Origin of the sequence: Vreelandella venusta (assembly GCF_015689495.1) — a bacterium.
In the GTDB taxonomy this organism is placed as follows: Bacteria; Pseudomonadota; Gammaproteobacteria; order Pseudomonadales; family Halomonadaceae; genus Vreelandella; species Vreelandella venusta.
In genome coordinates, this window is sequence record NZ_CP065135.1 from 2,135,864 (window position 1) to 2,158,057 (window position 22,194).

At 50.3% G+C, this 22,194-nt stretch carries 23 protein-coding genes; 3 read left to right on the top strand and 20 right to left on the bottom strand.

Annotated elements, in window-relative coordinates; genetic code table 11:
* Window positions 1–7: 7 nt before the first annotated feature.
* The 10 genes from tolB to IR195_RS10245 form a co-directional block, all read right to left on the bottom strand.
* Window positions 8–1,300: a Tol-Pal system beta propeller repeat protein TolB gene (gene tolB / locus IR195_RS10200; protein WP_125747974.1), complete on the bottom strand. Its 1,293-nt coding sequence runs from the start codon at window positions 1,298–1,300 to the stop codon at window positions 8–10.
* Window positions 1,300–2,580, bottom strand: coding sequence for a cell envelope integrity protein TolA (gene tolA, locus IR195_RS10205; protein ID WP_479715078.1), 1,281 nt, complete (start codon window positions 2,578–2,580; stop codon window positions 1,300–1,302). Before tolA ends, tolB begins: the two co-directional genes overlap by 1 nt.
* Complete coding sequence (tolR, locus tag IR195_RS10210; protein ID WP_125747976.1) at window positions 2,543–2,980, bottom strand: protein TolR; 438 nt, start codon at window positions 2,978–2,980, stop codon at window positions 2,543–2,545. The genes tolA and tolR overlap by 38 nt, the downstream gene beginning before the upstream one ends.
* An 11-nt stretch (window positions 2,981–2,991) precedes the next feature.
* A complete protein-coding gene (gene tolQ, locus IR195_RS10215; RefSeq protein WP_232060367.1) occupies window positions 2,992–3,672 on the bottom strand; it encodes a protein TolQ in 681 nt (226 codons plus the stop codon).
* Between the two features lie 200 nt (window positions 3,673–3,872).
* Entirely contained in the window at window positions 3,873–4,265 is a 393-nt protein-coding gene (ybgC, locus tag IR195_RS10220; RefSeq protein ID WP_125747982.1) for a tol-pal system-associated acyl-CoA thioesterase, read from the bottom strand.
* The gene (ruvB, locus tag IR195_RS10225; protein WP_125747985.1) at window positions 4,262–5,299 is read right to left on the bottom strand and encodes a Holliday junction branch migration DNA helicase RuvB; all 1,038 of its coding nucleotides are present in this window, start codon (window positions 5,297–5,299) and stop codon (window positions 4,262–4,264) included. The genes ybgC and ruvB overlap by 4 nt, the downstream gene beginning before the upstream one ends.
* Before the next feature lie 42 nt (window positions 5,300–5,341).
* On the bottom strand, window positions 5,342–5,950 hold the full coding sequence (gene ruvA, locus IR195_RS10230) for a Holliday junction branch migration protein RuvA (protein WP_089038396.1): 609 nt from the start codon (window positions 5,948–5,950) through the stop codon (window positions 5,342–5,344).
* 70 nt (window positions 5,951–6,020) lie between these two features.
* The gene (ruvC, locus tag IR195_RS10235; RefSeq protein WP_206049687.1) at window positions 6,021–6,572 is read right to left on the bottom strand and encodes a crossover junction endodeoxyribonuclease RuvC; all 552 of its coding nucleotides are present in this window, start codon (window positions 6,570–6,572) and stop codon (window positions 6,021–6,023) included.
* A gap of 117 nt (window positions 6,573–6,689) precedes the next feature.
* Window positions 6,690–8,471 (bottom strand): aspartate--tRNA ligase, encoded by a 1,782-nt coding sequence (aspS, locus tag IR195_RS10240; RefSeq protein ID WP_172420859.1) that lies wholly within the window; start codon window positions 8,469–8,471, stop codon window positions 6,690–6,692.
* A gap of 66 nt (window positions 8,472–8,537) precedes the next feature.
* The gene (locus tag IR195_RS10245) at window positions 8,538–8,819 is read right to left on the bottom strand and encodes an FmdB family zinc ribbon protein (protein ID WP_125747994.1); all 282 of its coding nucleotides are present in this window, start codon (window positions 8,817–8,819) and stop codon (window positions 8,538–8,540) included.
* A 202-nt stretch (window positions 8,820–9,021) separates the two neighbouring features.
* Here IR195_RS10245 and IR195_RS10250 point away from each other — a divergent pair, with 202 nt between their 5' ends.
* Complete coding sequence (locus tag IR195_RS10250; RefSeq protein ID WP_206049688.1) at window positions 9,022–9,987, top strand: D-2-hydroxyacid dehydrogenase; 966 nt, start codon at window positions 9,022–9,024, stop codon at window positions 9,985–9,987.
* Here the strand turns inward: IR195_RS10250 and yccX are convergent.
* Window positions 9,984–10,259: an acylphosphatase gene (gene yccX, locus IR195_RS10255; protein WP_206049689.1), complete on the bottom strand. Its 276-nt coding sequence runs from the start codon at window positions 10,257–10,259 to the stop codon at window positions 9,984–9,986. The two genes, IR195_RS10250 and yccX, sit on opposite strands and share 4 nt — an antisense overlap.
* A gap of 128 nt (window positions 10,260–10,387) precedes the next feature.
* A complete protein-coding gene (locus tag IR195_RS10260) occupies window positions 10,388–11,287 on the bottom strand; it encodes a YihY/virulence factor BrkB family protein (protein WP_125748003.1) in 900 nt (299 codons plus the stop codon).
* A 175-nt stretch (window positions 11,288–11,462) separates the two neighbouring features.
* On the opposite strand from IR195_RS10260, the gene IR195_RS10265 reads away from it, so the two are divergent.
* Window positions 11,463–12,557 carry a bifunctional nicotinamide-nucleotide adenylyltransferase/Nudix hydroxylase gene (locus IR195_RS10265; RefSeq protein ID WP_125748006.1) on the top strand — a complete coding sequence of 365 codons (1,095 nt, stop codon included), beginning with the start codon at window positions 11,463–11,465 and terminating at the stop codon, window positions 12,555–12,557.
* A 32-nt stretch (window positions 12,558–12,589) separates the two neighbouring features.
* Here IR195_RS10265 and IR195_RS10270 read toward each other — a convergent pair whose 3' ends face one another.
* From IR195_RS10270 to IR195_RS10300, 7 genes are all read right to left on the bottom strand, one after another.
* Complete coding sequence (locus IR195_RS10270) at window positions 12,590–13,507, bottom strand: LysR substrate-binding domain-containing protein (protein ID WP_125748009.1); 918 nt, start codon at window positions 13,505–13,507, stop codon at window positions 12,590–12,592.
* 52 nt (window positions 13,508–13,559) lie between these two features.
* Window positions 13,560–14,978 carry a cardiolipin synthase gene (gene cls, locus IR195_RS10275; protein WP_206049690.1) on the bottom strand — a complete coding sequence of 473 codons (1,419 nt, stop codon included), beginning with the start codon at window positions 14,976–14,978 and terminating at the stop codon, window positions 13,560–13,562.
* A gap of 117 nt (window positions 14,979–15,095) precedes the next feature.
* Window positions 15,096–16,601 carry a fumarate hydratase gene (locus IR195_RS10280; RefSeq protein ID WP_206049691.1) on the bottom strand — a complete coding sequence of 502 codons (1,506 nt, stop codon included), beginning with the start codon at window positions 16,599–16,601 and terminating at the stop codon, window positions 15,096–15,098.
* 177 nt (window positions 16,602–16,778) lie between these two features.
* On the bottom strand, window positions 16,779–17,600 hold the full coding sequence (gene nei, locus IR195_RS10285) for an endonuclease VIII (protein WP_206049692.1): 822 nt from the start codon (window positions 17,598–17,600) through the stop codon (window positions 16,779–16,781).
* A gap of 3 nt (window positions 17,601–17,603) precedes the next feature.
* The gene (uvrB, locus tag IR195_RS10290; RefSeq protein WP_206049693.1) at window positions 17,604–19,628 is read right to left on the bottom strand and encodes an excinuclease ABC subunit UvrB; all 2,025 of its coding nucleotides are present in this window, start codon (window positions 19,626–19,628) and stop codon (window positions 17,604–17,606) included.
* A 26-nt stretch (window positions 19,629–19,654) separates the two neighbouring features.
* On the bottom strand, window positions 19,655–20,062 hold the full coding sequence (locus IR195_RS10295; RefSeq protein ID WP_206049694.1) for an OsmC family protein: 408 nt from the start codon (window positions 20,060–20,062) through the stop codon (window positions 19,655–19,657).
* The gene (locus IR195_RS10300) at window positions 20,062–20,259 is read right to left on the bottom strand and encodes a hypothetical protein (RefSeq protein WP_038484371.1); all 198 of its coding nucleotides are present in this window, start codon (window positions 20,257–20,259) and stop codon (window positions 20,062–20,064) included. Before IR195_RS10300 ends, IR195_RS10295 begins: the two co-directional genes overlap by 1 nt.
* A gap of 177 nt (window positions 20,260–20,436) precedes the next feature.
* Between IR195_RS10300 and ygfZ the strand changes: the two genes are divergently transcribed.
* Window positions 20,437–21,405, top strand: coding sequence for a CAF17-like 4Fe-4S cluster assembly/insertion protein YgfZ (ygfZ, locus tag IR195_RS10305; RefSeq protein ID WP_206049695.1), 969 nt, complete (start codon window positions 20,437–20,439; stop codon window positions 21,403–21,405).
* Here the strand turns inward: ygfZ and IR195_RS10310 are convergent.
* Entirely contained in the window at window positions 21,402–22,193 is a 792-nt protein-coding gene (locus IR195_RS10310) for a TatD family hydrolase (protein WP_206049696.1), read from the bottom strand. The two genes, ygfZ and IR195_RS10310, sit on opposite strands and share 4 nt — an antisense overlap.
* Window position 22,194: the final 1 nt, after the last annotated feature.

The following is a 22,194-nucleotide window of genomic DNA, read 5'->3' on the forward strand; positions in this document are numbered from 1 at the left end:
TCGTCAATCAATTAAAAAAAGGTGACCACGCGGGATCGCGAACATCACCTTGCGCTGCGGGTAATCTAAATGACGAGCGGCCATCCGCTGAAACGGCACTTAACACCCCATTACTACCCTGTTGGGTAGCGAAGATTACCATGGTCCCGTTCGGCGCAACACTAGGAGATTCATCTCTTGTTGTTTCACTGATTACAACAAGACGCCCCCCGTCACGCTCCTGACGTGCAACTTGATAGCCGCGGTTGGAACGGTGAATTAAAAAGATTTGCTCTCCGTCAGGTGAAAAGCGTGCGCGAGCATTGTAGTTACCGGTAAATGTGACGCGCTTGGCTTCACCGCTACCTAACGAGTATTCATAAATTTGCGGTCCACCACTACGGTCAGAGGTAAACAACAGACTACGTCCATCGGGCGCCCAAGTTGGTTCAGTATCAATGCTGCTGTTTTGAGTTATCCGCTCTACGGAGCGATTACCGATGTCTAGGATATAAATTTCTGGTTGTCCATCTTTGGACAGCGACATGGCGATTTTGCGGCCATCAGGTGACCAAGTAGGAGCACCATTGATACCTTCGAAAGACGTTGCTTGTATTCGTTGTCCAGTTGAAACATCTTGAATATAGATAGCCGGACGCTCTGTTTCAAAGGATACGTACGCCAACTTTCGACCATCAGGAGACCATGCAGGTGACATAATCGGCTGGTCGGAGGTAAGTACTTGTTGACTATTACGTCCATCCGCATCGGCCACATACAGGCCAAATTGCATATTATCGCCCAACCCTTGAGCGGTTACATAAGCAATTTTAGTTGAGAAAGCCCCCCGGATATCGGTAATTTCTTCAAAAATTTGATCGCTAATATAGTGAGCAGCACCACGCAAATCGTTCACATTTGCTGTGACCGTTTCGCCAATCATACGGCGCTGCCCACTGATATCCATTAACTCGAACTGAATCTGATAACCACTATTTGTCTGTTGTGCTCGGCCTACCACCAAATATCGAACATCAAGCGACCGCCAAGTACCAAACTCAACGTCATCCGCCTGGCTTGGTCTATCAAACATGGCACTGCGTTCTAAGGGCGCAAAAAAACCGCTGCGCTCAAGGTCGTCCTGGATGATTTGAGCCACATCTTCAGGTAGGTTATCGCCACCTGCAAAGGGAACGATACCAATCGGTAAGGCTTGGTCGCTCCCGCGTGTTATTTCGATAGTTAGGTTTGCATTTGCAGTTGCATAACTACTAACGAATAGCAGTACGCAAAACAGCCACACTTTGCTTATGGTTTGCATCAGCGAACATCCCCCGGGGTAAATCGCAGATTAAATTGACGTAAGTTGCGCTGCTGCTCTGCGGGCAAATCCCTCAGCTCGCTGAACGGAGCAGCGTGTTCGACAGCCTGCATGGCAGACCGGTCAAAGGCACTATCACCGCTGGATGAGGCGATAGTGGTTAAAAGTACCTCTCCTGATGGGCCAAGCCTTACTTGAATCGTAGCACTCATCGTGTCACTGGCGCCTGCGGGAATTAACCATGCCTGCTCTACCGCACGACGCACAATATTAATAAACCCATTCGCTGCTTGCTGCGCCTGCTGTGCGTTCGCAGCAGCCTGGGCTTCTCCCTCTAGCTGACGCTGCATGGCCGCTTCCGCTTCTCGCTGGCGTTGAGCTTCTGCCTCGGCTTCTCGCTGGCGTTGGGCTTCTGCCTCGGCTTCCCGCTGGCGTTGAGCCTCTGCCTCGGCTTCCCGCTGGCGCTGGGCTTCTGCCTCAGCTTCGCGCTGGCGTTGAGCTTCTGCCTCGGCTTCGCGCTGGCGTTGAGCTTCTGCCTCGGCTTCGCGCTGGCGTTGAGCTTCTGCCTCGGCTTCGCGCTGGCGTTGAGCTTCTGCCTCGGCTTCGCGCTGGCGTTGAGCTTCTGCCTCGGCTTCGCGCTGGCGTTGAGCTTCTGCCTCGGCTTCCTGCTGGCGCTGGGCTTCTGCCTCGGCTTCCCGCTGGCGCTGGGCTTCTGCCTCAGCTTCCCGTTGGCGCTGAGCTTCTGCCTCGGCTGCCCGTTGAGCCTCTTCTCTGGCTTTAGCCGCTTCTTCCTGCTGTTCGGCTAGACGTTGTGCTTCTTCTTCTCGTCGCTGTGCCTCGGCTGCGGCCTGAGCTTGAGCCTCTTGCAGCTCGCGTGCTTGCTCTTCTGCCCGTGCTTGAGCTTGCGCTTCTTCTCTAGCGGCCGCTTCGTCTGCCTGCTGCTGCTGCAGTGCTTCTTGCTCACTTGGGTCAGGTGCTGGCTCAGCTTCCTCTGGGTCGGTTGAGCTATTGAGCGCTGCTTGTTGCTCCGTCGTTTGCTGTGCTTGGTCAGTGAATGTCTCAGTACTGACGAAGGTCGCTTGCACAATCGAGGAGGAGTCTGGCTCTGCCGTTGAACTGGGCAGGCTAACCAAACTAAAAAGCACCACTAATAGATGCACCGCAACCGCCAGAACGGTAGGCCAAGTATAGCCAACATCCTGTGGGTCACGGGGTGGTTTGATTGCTATTTGCGCGCTACGTTTAACCATCTTGTGGCGGCTCAGATAACAGACCGACATTAGCGACACCCGAGCGTTGCAGTGTGCTCATTAATACGACTATTTGTCCGTATGCAACGTTGCGATCGCCACGAACCATAACAGGCGTTTCAGGTCGTCGCTGCAATATCGCCGTGACTCGCTCAGCCATTTGCTCAAGAGAGACAGCTGTTGAATCTTCGCCAAGCGTGATGAAGTAGCCTCCATCCTGGTCGACAGAGATAATAATCGGGTCACTTTCGTCTTGGTTGTCGATGGGCTCTGATGTGACTTGAGGTAGATCTACTTGCACCCCTTGAGTGAGCATTGGTGCGGTGATCATAAAGATCACCAGCAAGACCAGCATGACGTCAATAAAGGGGACTACGTTGATTTCAGCCATCGGCTTTTTATTGCCGCTGCGATTAAACGGGCCTTGCATAGCGTACTCCCTTAGCTAGCGCTGGACTTACTTTCACGGCCTTGCAAATTACGGTGCAAGATAGCGTGAAATTCCTCGGCGAAGTCTTCGTACTTGCCCAATAGACGAGCGGCATCATTCGATAGGCGGTTATAGAAAACGACTGCGGGAATAGCAGCAAATAGGCCCATAGCTGTTGCAATTAGCGCTTCAGCAATCCAAGGCGCAACCGTTGCCAATGTAGCTTGCTGGGTCATAGAAAGGGATTGGAAAGACCCCATAATCCCCCAAACCGTTCCAAACAAGCCGATGTAAGGGCTCGCTGAAGCCACCGTTGCGAGGAAGACAAGATGCTGAGTCAGGCGATCTTCTTCCCGAGACCAGGCGACTCGCATACTCCGCTGCACACCTTCCAAGATTGTGTCGGGGTTACGTGTTTTGGGCATTAAACGATTAAATTCGCGAAAGCCCGCCTGGAAAATATGCTCTGCGCCATAGCGTGGGTCGTCAGCAGGAATCTCTCGGTATAACTCGTTTAAATCGACACCCGACCAAAAGGATTCTTCAAATTGGTTGTACTCCTGTTTTGCCCTGCGCAAGGCAATGCTGCGTTGGAAAATAACCACCCAAGAGAGGATTGACCCCACCACCAGCAGTAACATCACCAGCTGCACAACCGTGCTGGCACTCATTATCAAGTGGGGGATGGACATGGTGTTATCGTTCACAGTTACCCTCATCAAGCTATTAATGTCGGAATTTCCGAACAGTGGTGGTATATAAAGGCCATGAAGTACGCACGCTACATCGTGCTATCTACTCCATAGGTTTATACATGCTATAGGTTTACACATGCCATAGGTTTACACATATCATAGATTTATGCGTGTTCTCGGTGTTCGCCCTAAACGAATCAACCCAGCACCTGCAATGTTTTTGGCCATGCTTTTGGCCGCATCTTATGCGCGCATAAGCAGGCTATCTCGACTGTAGCAGCGCATAAGAGTTCCTCATCTCGCTGCACTTGCTGTAAAAAAGTCATCCGGCATCGACCAACATTCTCAATATTTGTACTGACAATAAGTGAATCATCCAGGCGTGCAGGCTTGCTGTAGTGACAGGCCAAGCGATATACCACTAGCTGGGTGCCATCGTCTAGCAAAGTTTGCTGATTAAGACCTAGCGTACGTAACCATTCGCTGCGAGCGCGCTCCATAAACTTCAAGTAGTTAACGTAGTAGACAATTCCACCGGCGTCAGTATCTTCCATATAGACGCGCACCGGCATCGTGAACCCGTTACTCATGGGCGCCGCTCTCCTTCTGGATCAATGGCATGTTCGTGAGGTGTTTTATTGAAGTGCAGCCACGCCTGCCGTGTTACTACGCGCCCCCGCGGTGTGCGCATCATTAATCCTTGCTGAATTAAGTAAGGTTCAATGACGTCTTCAATGGTACCGCGCTCTTCACTAATAGCGGCTGAGATTGAGTCAATTCCCACAGGACCGCCATCAAATTTATCGATCATTGCCAACAAAAGGCGCCGATCCATATGATCCAGCCCGTGGTGATCGACATTTAGCATGTTGAGTGCCGCATCGGCGAGAGTAACATCAACGATGCCATTGCCCTTTATTTCTGCATAGTCCCGTACGCGGCGCAGCAGCCGATTGGCAATACGCGGGGTGCCTCTGGAGCGCTTGGCAACCTCGACTGCGCCTGCATGACTCGTTTCAACACCTAGCAAGCGGGCTGAGCGAGTGACAATCTCAGTCAGCTCTTCAAGGTTGTAAAACTCCAAGCGTTGCACAATGCCAAAGCGATCACGCAAGGGAGAAGTTAGCAAGCCTGCGCGCGTTGTCGCACCTACTAAGGTAAAGCGAGGCAAATCTAGTTTGATCGAGCGGGCAGCGGGTCCCTCACCGATCATAATATCCAGCTGAAAATCTTCCATTGCCGGATATAGCACCTCTTCTACCACGGGTGACAATCGGTGAATTTCATCAATAAACAGCACGTCGCCTGGTTCTAGGTTCGTCAGCATTGCTGCTAAGTCCCCCGCACGCTCAAGTACAGGGCCAGACGTTGATTTCAGCCCCACTCCCATTTCAGTAGCAATAATATTCGCAAGCGTTGTTTTACCCAGCCCTGGGGGGCCAAATACCAAGGTATGGTCTAGGCTTTCCTGACGTAGCTTTGCGGCTCCAATGAAAATTTCAAGCTGCTCGCGTACCCGCGGTTGCCCAATATAATCCTTTAAATGCTTGGGACGAATCGCATGATCAATACGCCCTTCCCCTTGTTCGGGCTCAGCTGCGATTAATCGGTCATGTTCTAACATAAAGTACGCACTATCAGTCGTTCCATGAAATAACTCACGTTGTTACCCAGTCATGCGTTTTGTCAGCGCGGCTTTAATAATTGCCTCTGTTGACTGCTTGGGATTAATGTCAGCTAACATTTTTGAGGCTTCAGTCAGCTTATAGCCCAAGCTCACTAGGGCCGCTTCCGCATCTGCCAGTGAGTCACGAGGGGCAGGTTCACCATTCGCCGCTTCTAACGCGAGGGGCGCATCCGCCGCGTTCTCCCATTCAGGGAAACGGTCACGCATTTCAATAATTAACCGCTCGGCGGTTTTTTTACCAACGCCTGGCAGCTTCGTCAGTGCTTTACTATCGTCGTCACGGACGCAACGCATAAAGGCAGCTTCGTCCATTCCAGAAAGGATGGCTAATGCCAGTTTTGGCCCTACGCCGTTGACCTTGATTAGGGCACGAAACAGTGCGCGCTCTTGTTCTCGGCCAAAGCCGTAAAGCAAATGGGCATCATCACGAATGGTAAGATGCGTATACATGGATACGCTCTCTCCTACAGCAGGAAGCGCCACTAGGGTATTCATCGAGGCTTCAAGCTCGTAACCGACTCCATGCACATCAACCACAATCCAAGGGGGGTGCTTTTCTAACAAAAAACCATTAATACGACCGATCATGTGTATGCTCGCAATAATAAAAAGCTGCCATTTACTATAAAGACACTCTGTACAAATGACCAGTAAGCAGCTAAAGCCGCCACCGCCCTGTGCTGCGCCGACGACTGCCCTTAGAGGGGGCAGCAAGTAAGCCATGCCCTGCATACGCATGGGTAAGCGCGATAGCCAGCGCATCCGCGGCGTCAGCCTGCGGTGTTGAAGAGAGCTGTAGAATAGCGGTGACCATATGCTGCACCTGGCTTTTCTCCGCGCCTCCTTGGCCCGTAACGGCTTGCTTGATCTGTCTTGCTGCGTACTCTGCAATACTCAGACCGTGATTCGCGATGCAGACGAGAGCCGTGCCCCGTGCTTGTCCAAGCTTCAGAGCTGAGTCGGGATTTTTAGCTATGAAGACTCGCTCAACGGCGACGGCATCGGGCCGATGCAGCCCCACTACTTCGCTTAAACCGGCATAAATTTGCGCCAAGCGCTGCTCTAAAGGGACATCGGTCGTTCTAATGCACCCACTAGCGACATAATGAGGCTTAACACCCATTAAATCGATGACACCATAGCCCGTGATACGCGAACCTGGGTCGATACCCAAGATTCTAATCGCGGGAGCGGGCCGTCTTTCATCCATGGCAGCTGTCCTATTGGTAGCGAGCGGTTCAAACAAAAACACCGACGCCTAAACGTCGGTGTTGGACTACTGGTTGCCGAACTGCTCGTTGCTGACCTAGAAAGCAGAGCTAAGCGATTATTCGCTAGCGGTCTCTGCTTTGGCTTTTTGGCGCAGACGGATGTTTAAGTCTTTCAACTGATCAGAGCTGACTTCACCCGGGGCATCAGTCAGTAAACAGCCGGCGCTTTGGGTTTTCGGGAAGGCAATCACTTCACGAATTGTCTTAGCTCCAGCCATCAGCATCACTAAACGATCTAAACCGAACGCTAAGCCGCCATGGGGAGGCGCGCCGTATTGCAACGCATCCAGTAGGAAGCCAAACTTCTCTTGCGCTTCCTCTTGGCCAATACCCAAGATTTCAAACACAGTGCTTTGCATGGTTTGATCGTGAATACGAATGGAACCACCACCAAGCTCAGTGCCGTTAAGCACCATGTCGTAGGCACGCGACAATGCTTTTGCTGGGTCAGCTTTAAGTGCTTCTGGCGAGCAAGAAGGTGCGGTAAATGGGTGATGTAACGGGCTGAGACGGCCGTTGTCATCCGCTTCAAACATCGGGAAATCGACAACCCATAACGGTGCCCACGCCTGAGTGTAAAGCTCAAGGTCGGCACCTAACTTGACGCGTAATGCACCAATCGCTTCATTGACGATGCGCGTTTTATCCGCACCAAAGAAAATGATGTCGCCATCTTCAGCGCCTACGCGATCAAGCAGCTCTTCAACCACATTCTCCATGAACTTAACAATGGGTGATTGAAGACCTTCAAGCCCTTTGGCCCGCTCATTGACCTTAATCCACGCCAGTCCTTTGGCACCGTAAATACCAACGAACTTAGTATATTCGTCGATCTCTTTACGAGACAATTTGGCTCCACCCGGCACTTTCAATGCCGCTACGCGGCCGTCTTCCGCACTTGCAGGGCCTGAGAAGACCTTAAAATCAACCTGCTGCATCAAGTCATCAACATCGGTCAATTCTAACGGAATGCGTAGATCAGGCTTATCAGAGCCAAAGCGATCCATTGCTTCCTGCCAGGTCATGCGTGGGAACTCAGGCAGCTCGACGCTCAGCACTTCCTGGAAGAGTTGACGAATCATGGCTTCGGTAATGCCCATGATGTCGTCTTCTTCCACAAAAGAGGCTTCGATATCGATTTGCGTGAACTCGGGCTGGCGATCAGCCCGCAGATCTTCATCACGGAAGCATTTAGCGATCTGGTAGTAACGATCAAAACCGGCCACCATTAACAGCTGCTTAAACAACTGTGGTGACTGCGGTAGTGCAAAGAAGCTGCCTGCATGTGTCCGGCTAGGAACGAGGTAGTCGCGGGCACCTTCCGGCGTTGCACGAGTCAATACCGGCGTCTCGATATCCAGGAAGCCTTGGTTTTCCAAGTAAGCGCGGACGTTGTGAGAAATACGCGAACGCAAGCGTAGCTTCTCAATCATATCCGGGCGTCGAAGGTCGATATAGCGATGCTTTAAGCGAACTTCCTCGCCTACTTTGTTGTGCTCATCGAGCTGAAAAGGTGGTGTGGCGGCTGTGTTGAGCACCTCCACCTCTTTAGCTAATACCTCAATCATGCCCGTTGGCATGTTAGGATTTTGCGTTCCTTCAGGGCGCAGCCGGACACGGCCAGTAATACGAAGTACGTACTCACTGCGAGCACGGTCAGCATTAGCAAATGCCTCGGCGGTATCTGGGTCGACAACGAACTGAGCGATGCCATCGCGATCGCGCATATCCAGAAAGATGACCCCACCATGATCACGGCGGCGATGTACCCAACCGCAGACAGTGACCGTTTGTTCCACCAAAGTTTCGTTAAGCTGGCCGCAATAATGGCTGCGCATGTCTAATCCTGTTCTGTTACGTGGCAATGAGATTGTCGTGGGCCGTTCTGACCCTGACAACCGCGGCTAAGCCGCGGCGCCCTTTTTCGTTGATGCGCTACTGGTATCGCTTGTGGTACCAGTGCTAGAAGTAGATTGGCCTTCTGCTGCCAAGTTTTTCTTACTTCCTGTTTTAAAATCGGTTTCATACCAACCGCCGCCAGCAAGGCGGAAACCAGCCGCCGAGACCAAGCGTTCCAGACTGGCTCCCTGGCACGCGGGGCAATCCTTCAGCGGATCCGCGCTGATTTTCTGCAATTTTTCCATGCGATGACCGCAGGCCTTGCACTCGTACTCATAGATGGGCATGTTGATAACTCCTGAAAAGCTCAACTCCGACAGGCTAAGTTTGTATAAACTAGTGGCAAAACCAACGCTTGCCAGACAAAGAATATGTGGCCTGTCGGGATAAATTCCAAGACTGCGGTTGATAGAGCGACACATTATACCCTTTTGTGCCCCCTGCTGAGCAAGGCCAAGTGCCTTTCGGCAGATAATGGAGAAAAGAAAAATGCCCAATGCGGTAATGCTGGATGCCGAGAGCTTAGGCGCGGATATCGATCTAACAGCAATTCGAGACCTTGTTAGTCATTTAGAGGTGTATCAGCAAAGCACTGCCGAACAGGCAAGTGAGCGCTTGGCGGATGCCGACATAGCGATCGTCAACAAGGTTGTACTGAACGCAGAAACACTATCAGCCTTACCTAAACTCAAACTTATATGTGTGCTGGCGACAGGGCTTAATAATATCGATCTCGACACAGCTAAGGCCCACAATATTGCTGTAAAGAATGTCACTGCTTATGGAACAGCTAGCGTTTCTCAGCATACATTACTGCTTATGCTGGCATTGGCTAATCGTTTACCTCGTTATCAAGCTGATATCGCTCGTGGCGAATGGCAGCGCAGCGATTTCTTTTGTTTACAAGCTCACTCGACGCTGCAGCTTTCCAATAAGCACCTAGTGATGGTGGGGCAAGGTGAGCTTGGTTCAGAAGTGGCGCGTTTAGCTGAAGCGTTTGGGATGAAGGTTACATTTGCTGCTCGCCCTGGGAATGAGTTAAACGACAAACGACCCTCTCTCGACGATTTATTACCAACGGCAGATATTATTAGCTTGCATTGCCCGCTTAACGAAACAACCAAGCACCTTATCAATCGCACGCGCCTGGTAAACGCCAAACCGTCACTGCTATTGGTCAATTGCGCCCGGGGCGGCATCATCGATGAAGAAGCGGCACTTGAGGCGCTTCGTGCTGGCAAGATTGGAGGGTTAGCAGTTGATGTGCTCCCCACTGAGCCGCCGAAAGAAGGACACCCTCTCTTAACAGCATTAGCAGAAGGTGAGGCAGTTAATTTGATAGTGACCCCTCACAATGCCTGGATTACGCCCGAGGCTCGCCAGAACATTGTGTCGCTCACTGCTGACAACATTCAGCAATGGCAAACTGAGGCGAACGTCTTAAGCACTGATTAATAGGTCGCAAAATGATCGGGAGCGCGGTGGCCGTCCAACACTTCAATAGTGACATGCGTTACCTGCGCTCCTTCAGGGCCCTGCCATAACCATTCAGTTAGCGTAGATACAGCAGCTGAATTGCCACATAGCACCACCTCAACCCGTCCATCGGGTAAGTTTTTGGCGTATCCTGTTAGTCCTCGTTGAAGTGCTTGTTCCTGTGTTGAACGCCGAAACCATACGCCCTGCACTTTTCCTGTTACATAAGCACGTACACAGCAAGTAGACATAAACGATCCTCTCAGTATTTATACAATAGCGTTTATAGAATTCAGCCCGATAGGACGACAGGCTGAACTCTGCTGATCTGCGCTTGTTATAAATGAGCTCTCTAAGGAGCTCTTTCTACCAACCTTTTTTAAACTAACTCCCGCTTCACCAGCACTGCACTATTACGTGGCACCAATGCCCGCCCGCGACGAAGCAGCAAGGAGCGCGTAAAAGCAGCGCCAAATAGTAGAATTAATGAACTGTAATATACCCATAACAAAATCATCACAACGGAGCCTGCCGCACCATAGGTCGACGCGGTGGCGGTGTATGCCAAATAAATAGCAATAACACTGCGCCCAATAGTAAATAGCACAGCAGTTACTACTGCGCCAATCAGCACATCTTGCCAACGCAGCACCACATCCGGTAATACTTTGAAAATAGTAGCGAATAACAACGTCACCATCGCCAGTGAAATTAATGACTCAAGCGATGTTGTTAATAAACTAGCGTAAGGCAATAAATTACTAGCTCCGTGGAGCATACCCCGCAAGATAACCCCCAACACTAACGATACTAATAGAATGAAGCCAATAGACAACACGACCGTTAAGGAAAGTAAGCGATTTTTGATAAAGATAAGGGCACTATTGGAAGTGGGCTTTGCAGTGACGCCCCAAATGGTATTGAGCGAAAATTGCATCTGCGCAAACACGGTTGTGGCACCCACCAATAAAGCTACAAAGCCAAGCACTGTTGGCAAGATACCTGACTCTTCGATACGTGACTGGGCAACGGCCTGCTCAATCGCTAGTGCTGCATCAGCGCCTAACGTGTCCTGTAGCTGAGCAACTATTTGTCCTTGAGCGGCATCTTCACCCAGTACCACGCCTATCACTGTTACCGCGATAATAACGGTAGGCGCTAAGGAGAAGAGTGTGTAGAACGCTAATGATCCGGCATAGCTGAAGGCATTTCGTTCAAGCCATAACGCCGTAGCATCTTGAACCACGTTCCACCAAAAAGTGATCGTTTTTTTCAGCATATTCATTCCATTAACAAAAGAGTGTCCCTATCAAGCACTAGCGCAAGATACCTCTAACAATCATACCGAACTAAAACGTTGAGCGCAGGCGGAGACGCATTGCGCACCTTAACTGCCCACTTCATAATGGTTCTCTTTTCTTTGTTACTTTCTCACTTACGACCAAGGAAGCGCTATGAATTCGGATGCTGTTAAATCTACTACGGCTTACGACTTTGATTGCTTGGTGTTTATTGGTCGTTTTCAGCCTCCCCATCTTGGCCACCTTGCCATTATCCGAGAGGCGTTAAAACAAGCACGTCAAGTCATCGTATTAGTGGGCTCTGCTTGGCAGGCACGCTCTTTACGCAATCCGTGGACGTTCGATGAGCGACAGGCAATGATTCGTTCTGGGTTTGATGATCAAGACAATCAACGCCTGGAAATCACGCCACTACTCGATGCGCTTTATAACGATGATGTGTGGGTACGTGATGTGCAACGCAAAGTGCGTGATTTGACGTCTCCTGCAAACGCACGCTTACCGCGTATTGGTTTGATTGGTGCGAGTAGAGGACAATCAAGCTATTATTTATCGCTTTTCCCTCAATGGGAGTCCATTAGCGTCCCACTCGTTGAAGGTATCTCAGCGAGTCAAATACGTGAGCGATTATTTCGCTCACCGGGTTCTACCGATGATTACTTGAGTACCGGTGCCTACCACGACTTACCTCCTGAAGTCGTCAAAAGCGTTGACAGGTTTTGCAAAGGTATTGCCTATCACGGCCTACTGGAAGAGCAGCAGCTACTTGATCAATACAAGCAAGCTTGGGCACAGGCCCCCTATCCGCCCATTTTTGTGACTGTTAATGCGGTTGTCGTCCAATCAGGCCATATTTTGTTGGTGAAGCGCATGGCGGCACCGGGTAAAGGACTTCTGGCATTACCCGGAGGCTTTATAAATCCCCATGAGCGCTTATTAGATGCTTGCTTAAGGGAGCTCCGTGAACGGTTAAGACTTAAAGTGCCCGAGCCCGTGTTAAAGGGCTCGTTACGTGGACAACGCTTATTTGATGAGCCTCACCGCAGTTGGCGTGGACGAACGTTAGCTGAAGCCTTCTATTTTGCTCTCAGGCCTGATCAGCAGTTGCCCCGTTTAAAGCCAGTCAAGGGCGGCGACCATGCTCGCTGGGTCGCCCTTGCTGATCTAGAACCTGAAAGCTTGTTTGAAGATCACTTCTTTATTATTCAAAATTTTCTTGGATTACCGGCCGATTTAGGCACATTTTAAAATCTGAGGCTTTTTTCTAGTCGCTCTGTTGGCTAAGCCTGCAGAAAATCGCGTGGCAATTTCATCATTTGACGCCAGAGACGCTCAACGCCGGGTTTATGGACTAACGAACAGCGGTAAAGTCTAATTTCTAGAGGGATATCCCAATTTTCATCGCCAGCTCTTACCAATTTGCCGGTTTTGAGCTCTTCACGAATACAAAAATCAGGAATCCAAGCAACCCCCACTCCTTGCAGCACCATGCCTTTCAATCCTTCCGCCATGGCCGTTTCGTAAACCGTGCGCAGCTTCAGTCGTAATGGGTCGTTTTTGAGCAGCATGCGCACACTTCGTCCCAGAAAAGCCCCCTGCGTATAAGCTAAATAGGGAATCGAGCTGTCATTTTGAATTGAGAAAAGCGGCTTGCCGTCTTCATCTGGGAGTGAAACCGGCAGCATTTTTACTTGGCCAATCGAGAAAGAGGGAAAGACTTCTGCGTCCAGTTGCATAGTGGCAAAGGGGTCATAATATGCCAGCATCAGATCACAGTTACCTTCACGCAGAACATGGATAGCCTCCCCAACGTTCATAGCGACCAATCGTGTAGGCAGTTCACCCAAGCCTTTTTGTAAACGGGAAATCCAAGGCGGGAAAAAGCTTAATGCCAGTGAGTGTGCCGCGACGATATCGAGTGCTTCATTCGCAATAGAAACTCCCCGGAGATGGCTTAATGACTCGTTCAATTGCTCGACTAGATTGCGTGCGGTGATCAAAAACAATTGGCCTTCCGAGGTCAGCCCAATCGGTGTTGTCGAGCGATCGACTAAGGTGACCCCTACCGCTTGCTCTAGCGCACGAATACGGCGGCTGAATGCAGGCTGAGTAACATGGCGCTGCCTGGCAGATGCCGAAAAACTTCGTGTATTGGCTAATGCAACGAAATCCTCGAGCCATTTTGTTTCTAAATTCACCCAAAACTCCTTTTGCCTAATCGTTGTTAGCGGCGTGCAGGGTTATTATTGATTACTGAATAGGTGCGGTTAAATATGCCGCACGAGAAACTACTTTCTTCCACATTGGGCGCTGGCTAATTTCGTCAATTGTAACGCGTCGACACTGAGCAAAATCTTGCTCCAACATGGCATGTACTTTACTAGCAAATGCGGTACTGGGTATGAAGGCCGTTATTTCAAAGTTAAGCCTAAAAGATCGATTATCCAGGTTTATTGTGCCGACGGTCGCTGCATTGCTGTCAATTAGCATGACTTTCTGGTGTAAAAAACCGGGAAGATAACGGTATATTTTTACACCTGCTCTTAACATATCAGGCAAAAATGAAAATGCAGATAGAAACACCAACAGATGATCGGGGCGTTCGGGAATCATAACCCGTACATCTACTCCGCGCATTGCTGCTAGTCTTAGCGCATCCTGCACTCCTTGATCTGGCACGAAGTATGGGCTGGTGACCCAGAGCCTTTCATTGGCACTATGAATTAACTGTTGAATTAAAAGACTAGCCGTGTCCTGTTTATCGGCCGGGCCGGATGGCACAATAACCACATGATGATCATCTTGCGGATGACTGTCGGCATGCCAGTTTAGGGTAATGACCTCCCCTGTTGCCCAGTGCCAATCTTCCCAAAAAGCTTCCTGTAAACCCAGCACACACGGGCCACCGAGGGCTAGATGGGTATCGCGCCAGGGGCCATGCCGTGGGTTTTGTCCAAGATATTCTACACCAACATTAAAGCCACCTACCCAGCCCTTGTTACCATCCACGACCGCTATTTTGCGATGGTTACGAAAATTAAGCTGAAAGCGATGCTTGAAGCCTCGAGAAGAACGAAACGCTTTTACTTCGACACCTGCTTTGATCATCTCATTTAAAAAGCCATCGTCTAGTTTCCGACTACCTACTTCATCATATAGGAAATAAACGCGCACCCCTCGCTGTGCGGCTTTGATTAAATGGTCTTGCAACCGTTTACCTAAAGCATCGTTACGTACAATAAAAAACTGCAGCAGCAAATAACTTTTGGCCTGATCAATACCTTCAAAAAGACTTGTGAAGGTGGCTTCACCATCGATCAACAAGTCGGCGCTATTGCCGTTAGTCAACGGCATCATTGCCAGCTGCTCCACCGCCTGAATATCGGTGCTAGTCGGCGATGAAAGGTGCGGCTTAATGTTATGGCGATAACGTACCAACACTCGACGTAATACGTTATCTCGCTCCCCCCTTGCTGTTACATAGCCATAGAAACGCGGGCGTCCGAAAAACCAATACGCAGGCAGCGCAACATAAGGAAACGTTAATAGTGAAATAATCCAAGCAATAGCCCCCTGGGATGTTCTGCTCGACATAAGCGCCATAACTGCTGACACGATACCCAATAGGTGTATCAACATAATGCTGGTCCCTAGCAACCATGAGGTCATTGCCTGTTCCTCGCTATCAAGTGAGCTGTTGATCAGATTATTGCACTGCTAATGCACAAAAGCCCCGCGAGAGACGGGGCTTATTGTCACTGACTGCGGTTCGACGCCATCAGTATGCTACGCCTTTTGAGCGATGATCTCCTTCCATTTGGCCGGTCCTGTCTGGTGGACAGACGTTCCTAGGCTATCGACAGCGACAGTAACGGGCATATCCTCAACTTCAAATTCGTAGATGGCTTCCATTCCTAGATCTTCAAAACCAACAACCCGTGACTTCTTAATTGCCTGGGCAACAAGGTAGGCAGAGCCGCCAACAGCCATCAAATACACCGCCTGGTTATCGCGAATGGCATCAATAGCGGTTTGGCCTCGTTCCGCTTTACCAACCATGCCTAACAAGCCAGTCTCTTCAAGCATAGTGCGGGTGAATTTATCCATTCGAGTAGCAGTGGTTGGACCTGCGGGGCCAACCACTTCGTCACCGACCGGATCAACTGGCCCTACGTAGTAAATAAAGCGGCCTTTCATATCAACCGGAAGCGGCTCGCCTTTGGCAATCATATCGACCATACGTTTATGTGCTGCATCACGGCCGGTTAATAGCTTACCGTTCAACAGCAACGTATCACCCGGCTGCCACGTTTTGACTTCTTCGGGAGTGACGCTATCTAGGTTGACGCGTTTGACGTTATCGCCTGCTTCACGGGTAATTTCTGGCCAATCTTCAAGTTTAGGGGCAGGAAGTGCCACAGGGCCACTGCCATCAAGCGTGAAGTGCGCATGACGCGTGGCTGCACAGTTGGGAATGATGGCCACAGGCTTATTGGCAGCATGGGTTGGATAGTCTTTAACTTTAATATCCAGCACCGTGGTTAAACCACCTAAGCCCTGAGCGCCGATACCGCTCTTATTCACTTTATCGAACAGTTCTAAACGCAGCTCTTCAGCGCGATTACTAGGTCCTCGCGCCTGCAAATCTTGAATATCGATAGGGTCGAGCAACGCTTCTTTGGCAATCATCATCGCCTTTTCAGCGGTGCCGCCAATACCAATTCCCAACATACCCGGTGGGCACCAGCCTGCGCCCATTTTAGGCAACTGCTCCATCACCCAGTCCACAACACTATCGGATGGGTTTAGCATCGCAAACTTCGATTTAGCTTCGCTACCACCGCCCTTCGCGGCGACGTGGATATCGACCTTATCGCCCGGCACAAGCGAATGGTGAATTATCGCTGGGGTGTTGTCTTTGGTATTGGCTCGCTTACCGTCGGGGTCTGCGAGCACAGAAGCACGCAGCACGTTATCAGGCAGTTGATACGCGCGGCGCACACCTTCGTTAATCATGTCATCGAGACTTAGCTCGGCATCCCAGGTGACGTTCATACCCACGTGAACAAACACCGTCACAATACCGGTATCTTGGCAAATTGGACGATGTCCCGTAGCGCACATGCGTGAGTTAATTAAGATTTGTGCAATCGCGTCTTTCGCCGCGGGGTTCTCTTCACGCTCGTAAGCGGCTGACATTGCATCAATGAAATCTTTAGGATGGTAGTAAGAGATGTACTGTAGAGCATCGGCAACGCTCTGAATGACGTCGTCCTGGCGAATCACGGTCATGGACAAACAGCTCCTCGGTTATCGTCTTGGCTGCGGCCTTTTTAATGGCCGTCTAGATGTACCGGTAAGTATACCGTATTGGCCTTATATGCGGCAGCCACAACCACCGCCAACCTACATTTGATAACTAGGGCATTAGTCTGATTTTTGTCAGCATACGTGAGGTAACGGTATAAATTATAGGGATTGGCACGTTGGGCATAAATATAAACGGCGAGAACCGACCATTGTACGTTCGATTACTGAGCCGCAGCGGTGGCAGGAAAGGCCAGCGCGTTCAAATACACTAAAGCGCCATTGCCGGCGTGGCTCACCGGAGGCAATGGCTTGTTTAATCCATGCCTCACGATTAGTAACACCCGCTTCTAAATACGCCTGTCGGGTCGTTTCCACAATCGTAGTGGCGAGCAGGTCTAGCTGGTTTTCAGTTAAGTCACAGGGGCGCTTTTTAGGGTGCACGTTAGATAAAAAAAGAATTTCAGAGCGCAAGTAATTTCCTAATCCAGCGACAAGCCCTTGATCAAGTAACAATGCACCCAGGCTTCTGCGTATAAACGCTGAACCAGTCAGGCGTTGTTTCACATCATCAGACGATACGTTTTGACTTAATAAATCAGGCCCAAGGCGCGACAAGAAAGGGTGATGGCTCAACTCACTCTCATGCCAGAGCGAAATATCAGAGGCGCTGTAAAGACTAGCCACCCTGCCCTCAGCCACCAGCCGAACTCGTAGTGACCTTTTGGTGCTTGGCGGCTTATTTTCGCTATGTAGCTTCCATACGCCATAAAGCTGGTTGTGTGAGTACAGCACACGATGGTCTGCAAAACGGACGAGCATGGCCTTGCCCCACGTATCAACTGCCTCAACTCGTTGACCAATCAATGAATTGGCTTGCTCGGCGAGTTCCGGAAACGCAAACCACGCATCATCCAGATGTTTGCCACCTATCTGCTGCTCAATTCTATCTGCTGCACGGCGGATTTCAGGGCCTTCAGGCATCGATTACCCCAGCGCCAGCTGTTTTTCTTGCATTTGATGAAGCTGATCACGCAGTCTCGCTGCTTCTTCAAACTCTAGATTTTGTGCAGCTTCAAACATGGCGTCCTCTAGCTTACTGATAGCCTCGAGCAGATCGTGTTTGCTCATCGTGGCCACATCATAGTCAGCAGCACTCTCTGCCACTTTCCGCTCGTTGCCACGGCGACGGCTGCTCTTCTTGCCTGGTGCCTGGGCAGCTTCAAGAATATCCGCCACAGAGCGCGTTACGGTGGTTGGCGTGATGCCATGCTCTTGGTTATGAGCGGTCTGCTTGGCGCGGCGACGTTCGGTTTCATCGATGGCTTTGCGCATTGAATCGGTGATTTTGTCACCGTATAAAATAGCTTTACCATGGGCGTTACGGGCTGCACGGCCAATAGTTTGAATCAGTGAGCGCTCAGCGCGTAAAAAGCCCTCTTTATCGGCATCCAAGATGGCAACAAGCGACACTTCAGGAATATCTAAGCCTTCCCGAAGTAAGTTGATTCCCACTAAAACATCGAACTTACCAAGACGCAGGTCGCGGATGATTTCGACTCGCTCAACGGTATCAATATCCGAATGTAAATAGCGCACACGGATATCGTGCTCATCAAAGTACTCGGTTAGATCTTCCGCCATACGTTTAGTCAGCGTCGTCACCAGAACACGCTCACCTACGGCGGTACGTAAGCCAATTTCTGACAGCAGGTCATCAACCTGGGTACTGGCCGGGCGAACTTCTATTTCCGGATCTAACAAGCCTGTTGGGCGCACCACCTGCTCGACAATTTGACTGGCATGTTCTGCTTCATACTTGCCCGGTGTTGCCGACACAAAGATGGTTTGAGGCGAAATAGATTCCCACTCTTCAAATTTCATTGGCCGGTTATCTAGCGCAGAGGGTAGCCGGAAGCCATATTCAACCAGTGTCTCTTTTCTAGAACGGTCGCCCTTATACATACCGCCAACCTGGGGCACACTGACATGCGACTCATCGATAAACAGTAACGCGTCATCCGGCAGATAGTCGAAGAACGTCGGGGGTGGTTCGCCAGGCGCACGACCTGAAAGATAGCGCGAGTAGTTTTCAATGCCGTTGCAGTAGCCAAGCTCTAGCATCATTTCAATATCGTAAAGGGTTCGCTGCTCTAGGCGCTGTGCTTCAACTAAACGCTCGTGCTTACGCATCCACTCAAGGCGCTCCTTAAGCTCTGCCTTGATTGCATCAATAGCGCCTAAAATAGTTTCTCGCGGAGTGACATAGTGAGATTTAGGATAGATGGTCATACGAGGCACATGAGTTCGCACCTCGCCAGTTAATGGATCAAATAAGCGTATAGAATCAATTTCGTTATCAAACAACTCCACCCGCACCGCTTCCTCGTCAGAGTCCGCGGGGAAAATATCAATCACATCGCCGCGCACCCGATAGGTACCTCGGCGGAAATCCATATCGTTGCGGGTATATTGCAATTCGGCCAAGCGGCGTAAAAAAGCACGCTGGTCAATTAATTCACCACGGGTGAAATGCAACCGCATCTTGAGATACTGATCTGGATCACCAAGACCATAGATCGCCGATACCGAGACAACAATCAGCGCATCTCGACGCTCAAGCAGTGCCTTGGTAGCCGATAAGCGCATTTGCTCGATATGGTCATTTATCGAGGCATCTTTCTCAATAAAGGTATCTGAAGAAGGGACATAGGCTTCCGGCTGGTAATAGTCGTAGTAAGAGACAAAATATTCGACAGCGTTATCCGGAAAAAACGATTTGAACTCACCATATAGCTGGGCAGCCAGCGTTTTATTGGGCGCCATTACAATCGTTGGACGCTGCTGCTGCTGCACAATATTTGCCATCGTGAACGTTTTACCCGAGCCAGTCACCCCTAATAAGGTCTGATGGGCAAGTCCCGACTCAAGCCCACTAACCAGGCTGCGTATCGCGGCGGGCTGATCACCAGCAGGCTTAAATTTGGACTGCAGCCGGAATTCCTTGCTCATCATTACTCCTTAAGGGGGGAAGTGAACTACTCGGTAAACGTGGAAATTTCAATCGTCGCTTGGGTCATCAACCGCTGTATCGGGCAACGATGACTAATATCTTCTAGCTTTGCCCGCTGTTCAGGATCCTCAATGCCGTGGAAAGTCATCGTCACAGCTAACTTATAGACACCTTTTCTTTCCTCGCTATCATCGCGCTGTACTTTGACAGTGATGCCCTCAAGCGGCCACTCTTTGCGCCTGGCATACATTTGCACGGTAATCGCCTTGCAGGTACCTAGGGCAATATCAAAGTAATCATGCGGATCTGGTGCACTGCCGTCTCCCCCGACTGCCGGTGGGACGTCGCCATAGAGATCTTCCAAACCATCGACTTCAATACGTTGACGAAATGTCTGGTTACGCTCACTAATAATCGTGATTGGCTTATGCATTAGGAAACCTTTATACCGAGGTTTAACTTCTCAACAGCTTTTATAAGCGCTTCACGCTTAGCTCGCCCTTCTACTTCTGCTCCGTGGCGCCCTACCTCAGCACTATCGACACCATCCAGCATCATCAGCGCCGTGGTAATCTTATTCACCTGATCGACTGTTGTGACACCTTGGAACGTTAATGATTGATATGCCATTCCTTGCCCTTTTCTACGCTGAATTGAAGTGAGTACGCTATTGAAAGCTATGCAAAACTGATACAGGCAAAGCAGTCTAGCATGCGCCAGGGCCCTTGCAATCTACCTGCAGTGCCCGCACCTTTGATACAAATGCGATTACGTTACGTTTACCCTATCTTCCCATATGGAGTCTATATGGCGACTGTCTCTTCGTTACTCAAGATGAATGGCTGCGTCCGTTTGCCTCACCTCGCCGCCTTAGATGTCAAAGGTGCAGATGCTGAGAAATTCCTGCAAGGGCAAACAAGCGCACAGGTAAGCTTAGCCAATGGCTTTTTTGCCCCTCTTACCTGCTTTTGCACACCAAAGGGAAGAATGCTGGCCAATGCTCAATTACTGAAAATCAGCAACGACCATTATAGGCTACTGTTGAGCACCTCATTGATCGATATGCTCGCCAGCCATTTAGCCAAATTTGCCGCTTTTTATCGCGTCGAATTGCAGCCTCAGTCATCAATGCTAATCGTCGGCGCCAGCGAAAGTGCCAACAAGGTTACTCAAGCGTTTGGTTTAGCGCTTCCTGATCAACCTTATACCCATCACAGCAATACCCAAGCGACGGTCTTATGCCAGCCAGATAGCGGGCGTTGGTTAATCAGCATAGAAGATTCTGCTGAACAGAGCGCTATTGAAATAAATGATGATGAAGATGCGCTTAACACGTGGCAATTAGCAGATATCCGCAGCGGTTTGGCGTGGTTAACAGCCCCGCAGCAAGATCACTTCCTCCCACAAATGTTGAATTGGGAAGCACTTGGGGGAATAAGCTTTAAGAAAGGTTGCTATACAGGGCAAGAAGTCGTCGCCCGGGCGCATTTTCGGGGCCAAGTAAAAAAGCGCTTAGTGCGCGTTACCGCTAGTGTTAGCAGCTTGCCCCAGGTTGGTGACACACTAGTGGATGAGCAGGAGAAAACCGTCGGTGAAGTCGTTAGCAGCGCATTTAGCGACAACCAGCAAATTGAAATGCTCGCCGTTGCAAATACTAAAGCGATTGAAGCGCTCTCACCTCTTTATTGGCAAGGGCATCCGATAACGCTCTGCGACCTGCCCTATACCGTTGAGCGCCTCGACCCTGAACAGCTGGCCAGCAGCCTAATCGTCTAGTAGCAATTGGGATATGGGAGTTGGAATAAGCGAATAGCATTCGCACTACTCAGTGCCGCTATTTTTACAAATGATTGATGGCGAAGTGCTGCCACTAAGCTGGCTACCTTTGCCACTCTGCATGGTTCATTACGTTGCCCCTGATAGCCGCTAAGCGGCATATCGGGGCTGTCAGTTTCTAATACAAAGCCATCGTCAGGTAAGCGCGACACCACATTACGCAGTCGTTGTGCGCGCTCGTAGGTAATCGCCCCGCCCAAACCCAGGGTATAGCCTAGATCGAGAAACTTAGCGGCCTGCTCATAAGAACCAGAGAACGCATGGATAAGCCCACCTCTAGGAAGCGCTAGCTGGCGTAGACGTTTGCTTACCTGATCATTAGCTTTTACGCAGTGCACCACAATAGGTAAAGCGAACTGTTTTGCTAGGCCGAGCTGCGCATCGAAATAGGCCCACTGTTTATCTAATGACTCCCTAAAGCGGCCATCAATACCACACTCACCTATTGCCACAATGCGCTTTTCGGCTTCAACCTTCTGTTCAGCCAAAAGCTGCTCCAAGGCAATCAAATCGTCGTTAGCGTGTTGACCAACAAAGTAAGGGTGAAGGCCAACACAACTACTTACCTCCTTACGCGCGGCAAGCGTCAATACATTAGGCCATAGGGAGCGCGTCGTTGATGGCACAACAAAGTGTTCGACGCCCACCGCCTTGGCATTTTCGATGACCGCATCGCGATCATTGTCAAATGCCTCGAAATCCAGGTGGCAGTGAGCATCAATCAACATA

Bases quoted from the DNA above. Each gene is read 5' to 3' on its own strand.
- cls (WP_206049690.1), bottom strand. From the start codon at position 14,978: ATGACCTCATGGTTGCTAGGGACCAGCATTATGTTGATACACCTATTG.
- IR195_RS10310 (WP_206049696.1), bottom strand. From the start codon at position 22,193: ATGTTGATTGATGCTCACTGCCACCTGGATTTCGAGGCATTTGACAAT.
- aspS (WP_172420859.1), bottom strand. From the start codon at position 8,471: ATGCGCAGCCATTATTGCGGCCAGCTTAACGAAACTTTGGTGGAACAA.
- nei (WP_206049692.1), bottom strand. From the start codon at position 17,600: ATGCCTGAAGGCCCTGAAATCCGCCGTGCAGCAGATAGAATTGAGCAG.
- IR195_RS10250 (WP_206049688.1), top strand. From the start codon at position 9,022: ATGCCCAATGCGGTAATGCTGGATGCCGAGAGCTTAGGCGCGGATATC.
- ygfZ (WP_206049695.1), top strand. From the start codon at position 20,437: ATGGCGACTGTCTCTTCGTTACTCAAGATGAATGGCTGCGTCCGTTTG.
- IR195_RS10295 (WP_206049694.1), bottom strand. From the start codon at position 20,062: ATGCATAAGCCAATCACGATTATTAGTGAGCGTAACCAGACATTTCGT.
- tolQ (WP_232060367.1), bottom strand. From the start codon at position 3,672: ATGTCCATCCCCCACTTGATAATGAGTGCCAGCACGGTTGTGCAGCTG.
- tolA (WP_479715078.1), bottom strand. From the start codon at position 2,580: ATGTCGGTCTGTTATCTGAGCCGCCACAAGATGGTTAAACGTAGCGCG.
- IR195_RS10300 (WP_038484371.1), bottom strand. From the start codon at position 20,259: ATGGCATATCAATCATTAACGTTCCAAGGTGTCACAACAGTCGATCAG.
- ybgC (WP_125747982.1), bottom strand. From the start codon at position 4,265: ATGAGTAACGGGTTCACGATGCCGGTGCGCGTCTATATGGAAGATACT.
- IR195_RS10265 (WP_125748006.1), top strand. From the start codon at position 11,463: ATGAATTCGGATGCTGTTAAATCTACTACGGCTTACGACTTTGATTGC.
- uvrB (WP_206049693.1), bottom strand. From the start codon at position 19,628: ATGAGCAAGGAATTCCGGCTGCAGTCCAAATTTAAGCCTGCTGGTGAT.
- ruvA (WP_089038396.1), bottom strand. From the start codon at position 5,950: ATGATCGGTCGTATTAATGGTTTTTTGTTAGAAAAGCACCCCCCTTGG.
- ruvC (WP_206049687.1), bottom strand. From the start codon at position 6,572: ATGGATGAAAGACGGCCCGCTCCCGCGATTAGAATCTTGGGTATCGAC.
- IR195_RS10245 (WP_125747994.1), bottom strand. From the start codon at position 8,819: ATGCCCATCTATGAGTACGAGTGCAAGGCCTGCGGTCATCGCATGGAA.
- IR195_RS10260 (WP_125748003.1), bottom strand. From the start codon at position 11,287: ATGCTGAAAAAAACGATCACTTTTTGGTGGAACGTGGTTCAAGATGCT.
- tolR (WP_125747976.1), bottom strand. From the start codon at position 2,980: ATGCAAGGCCCGTTTAATCGCAGCGGCAATAAAAAGCCGATGGCTGAA.
- IR195_RS10280 (WP_206049691.1), bottom strand. From the start codon at position 16,601: ATGACCGTGATTCGCCAGGACGACGTCATTCAGAGCGTTGCCGATGCT.
- ruvB (WP_125747985.1), bottom strand. From the start codon at position 5,299: ATGTTAGAACATGACCGATTAATCGCAGCTGAGCCCGAACAAGGGGAA.
- tolB (WP_125747974.1), bottom strand. From the start codon at position 1,300: ATGCAAACCATAAGCAAAGTGTGGCTGTTTTGCGTACTGCTATTCGTT.
- yccX (WP_206049689.1), bottom strand. From the start codon at position 10,259: ATGTCTACTTGCTGTGTACGTGCTTATGTAACAGGAAAAGTGCAGGGC.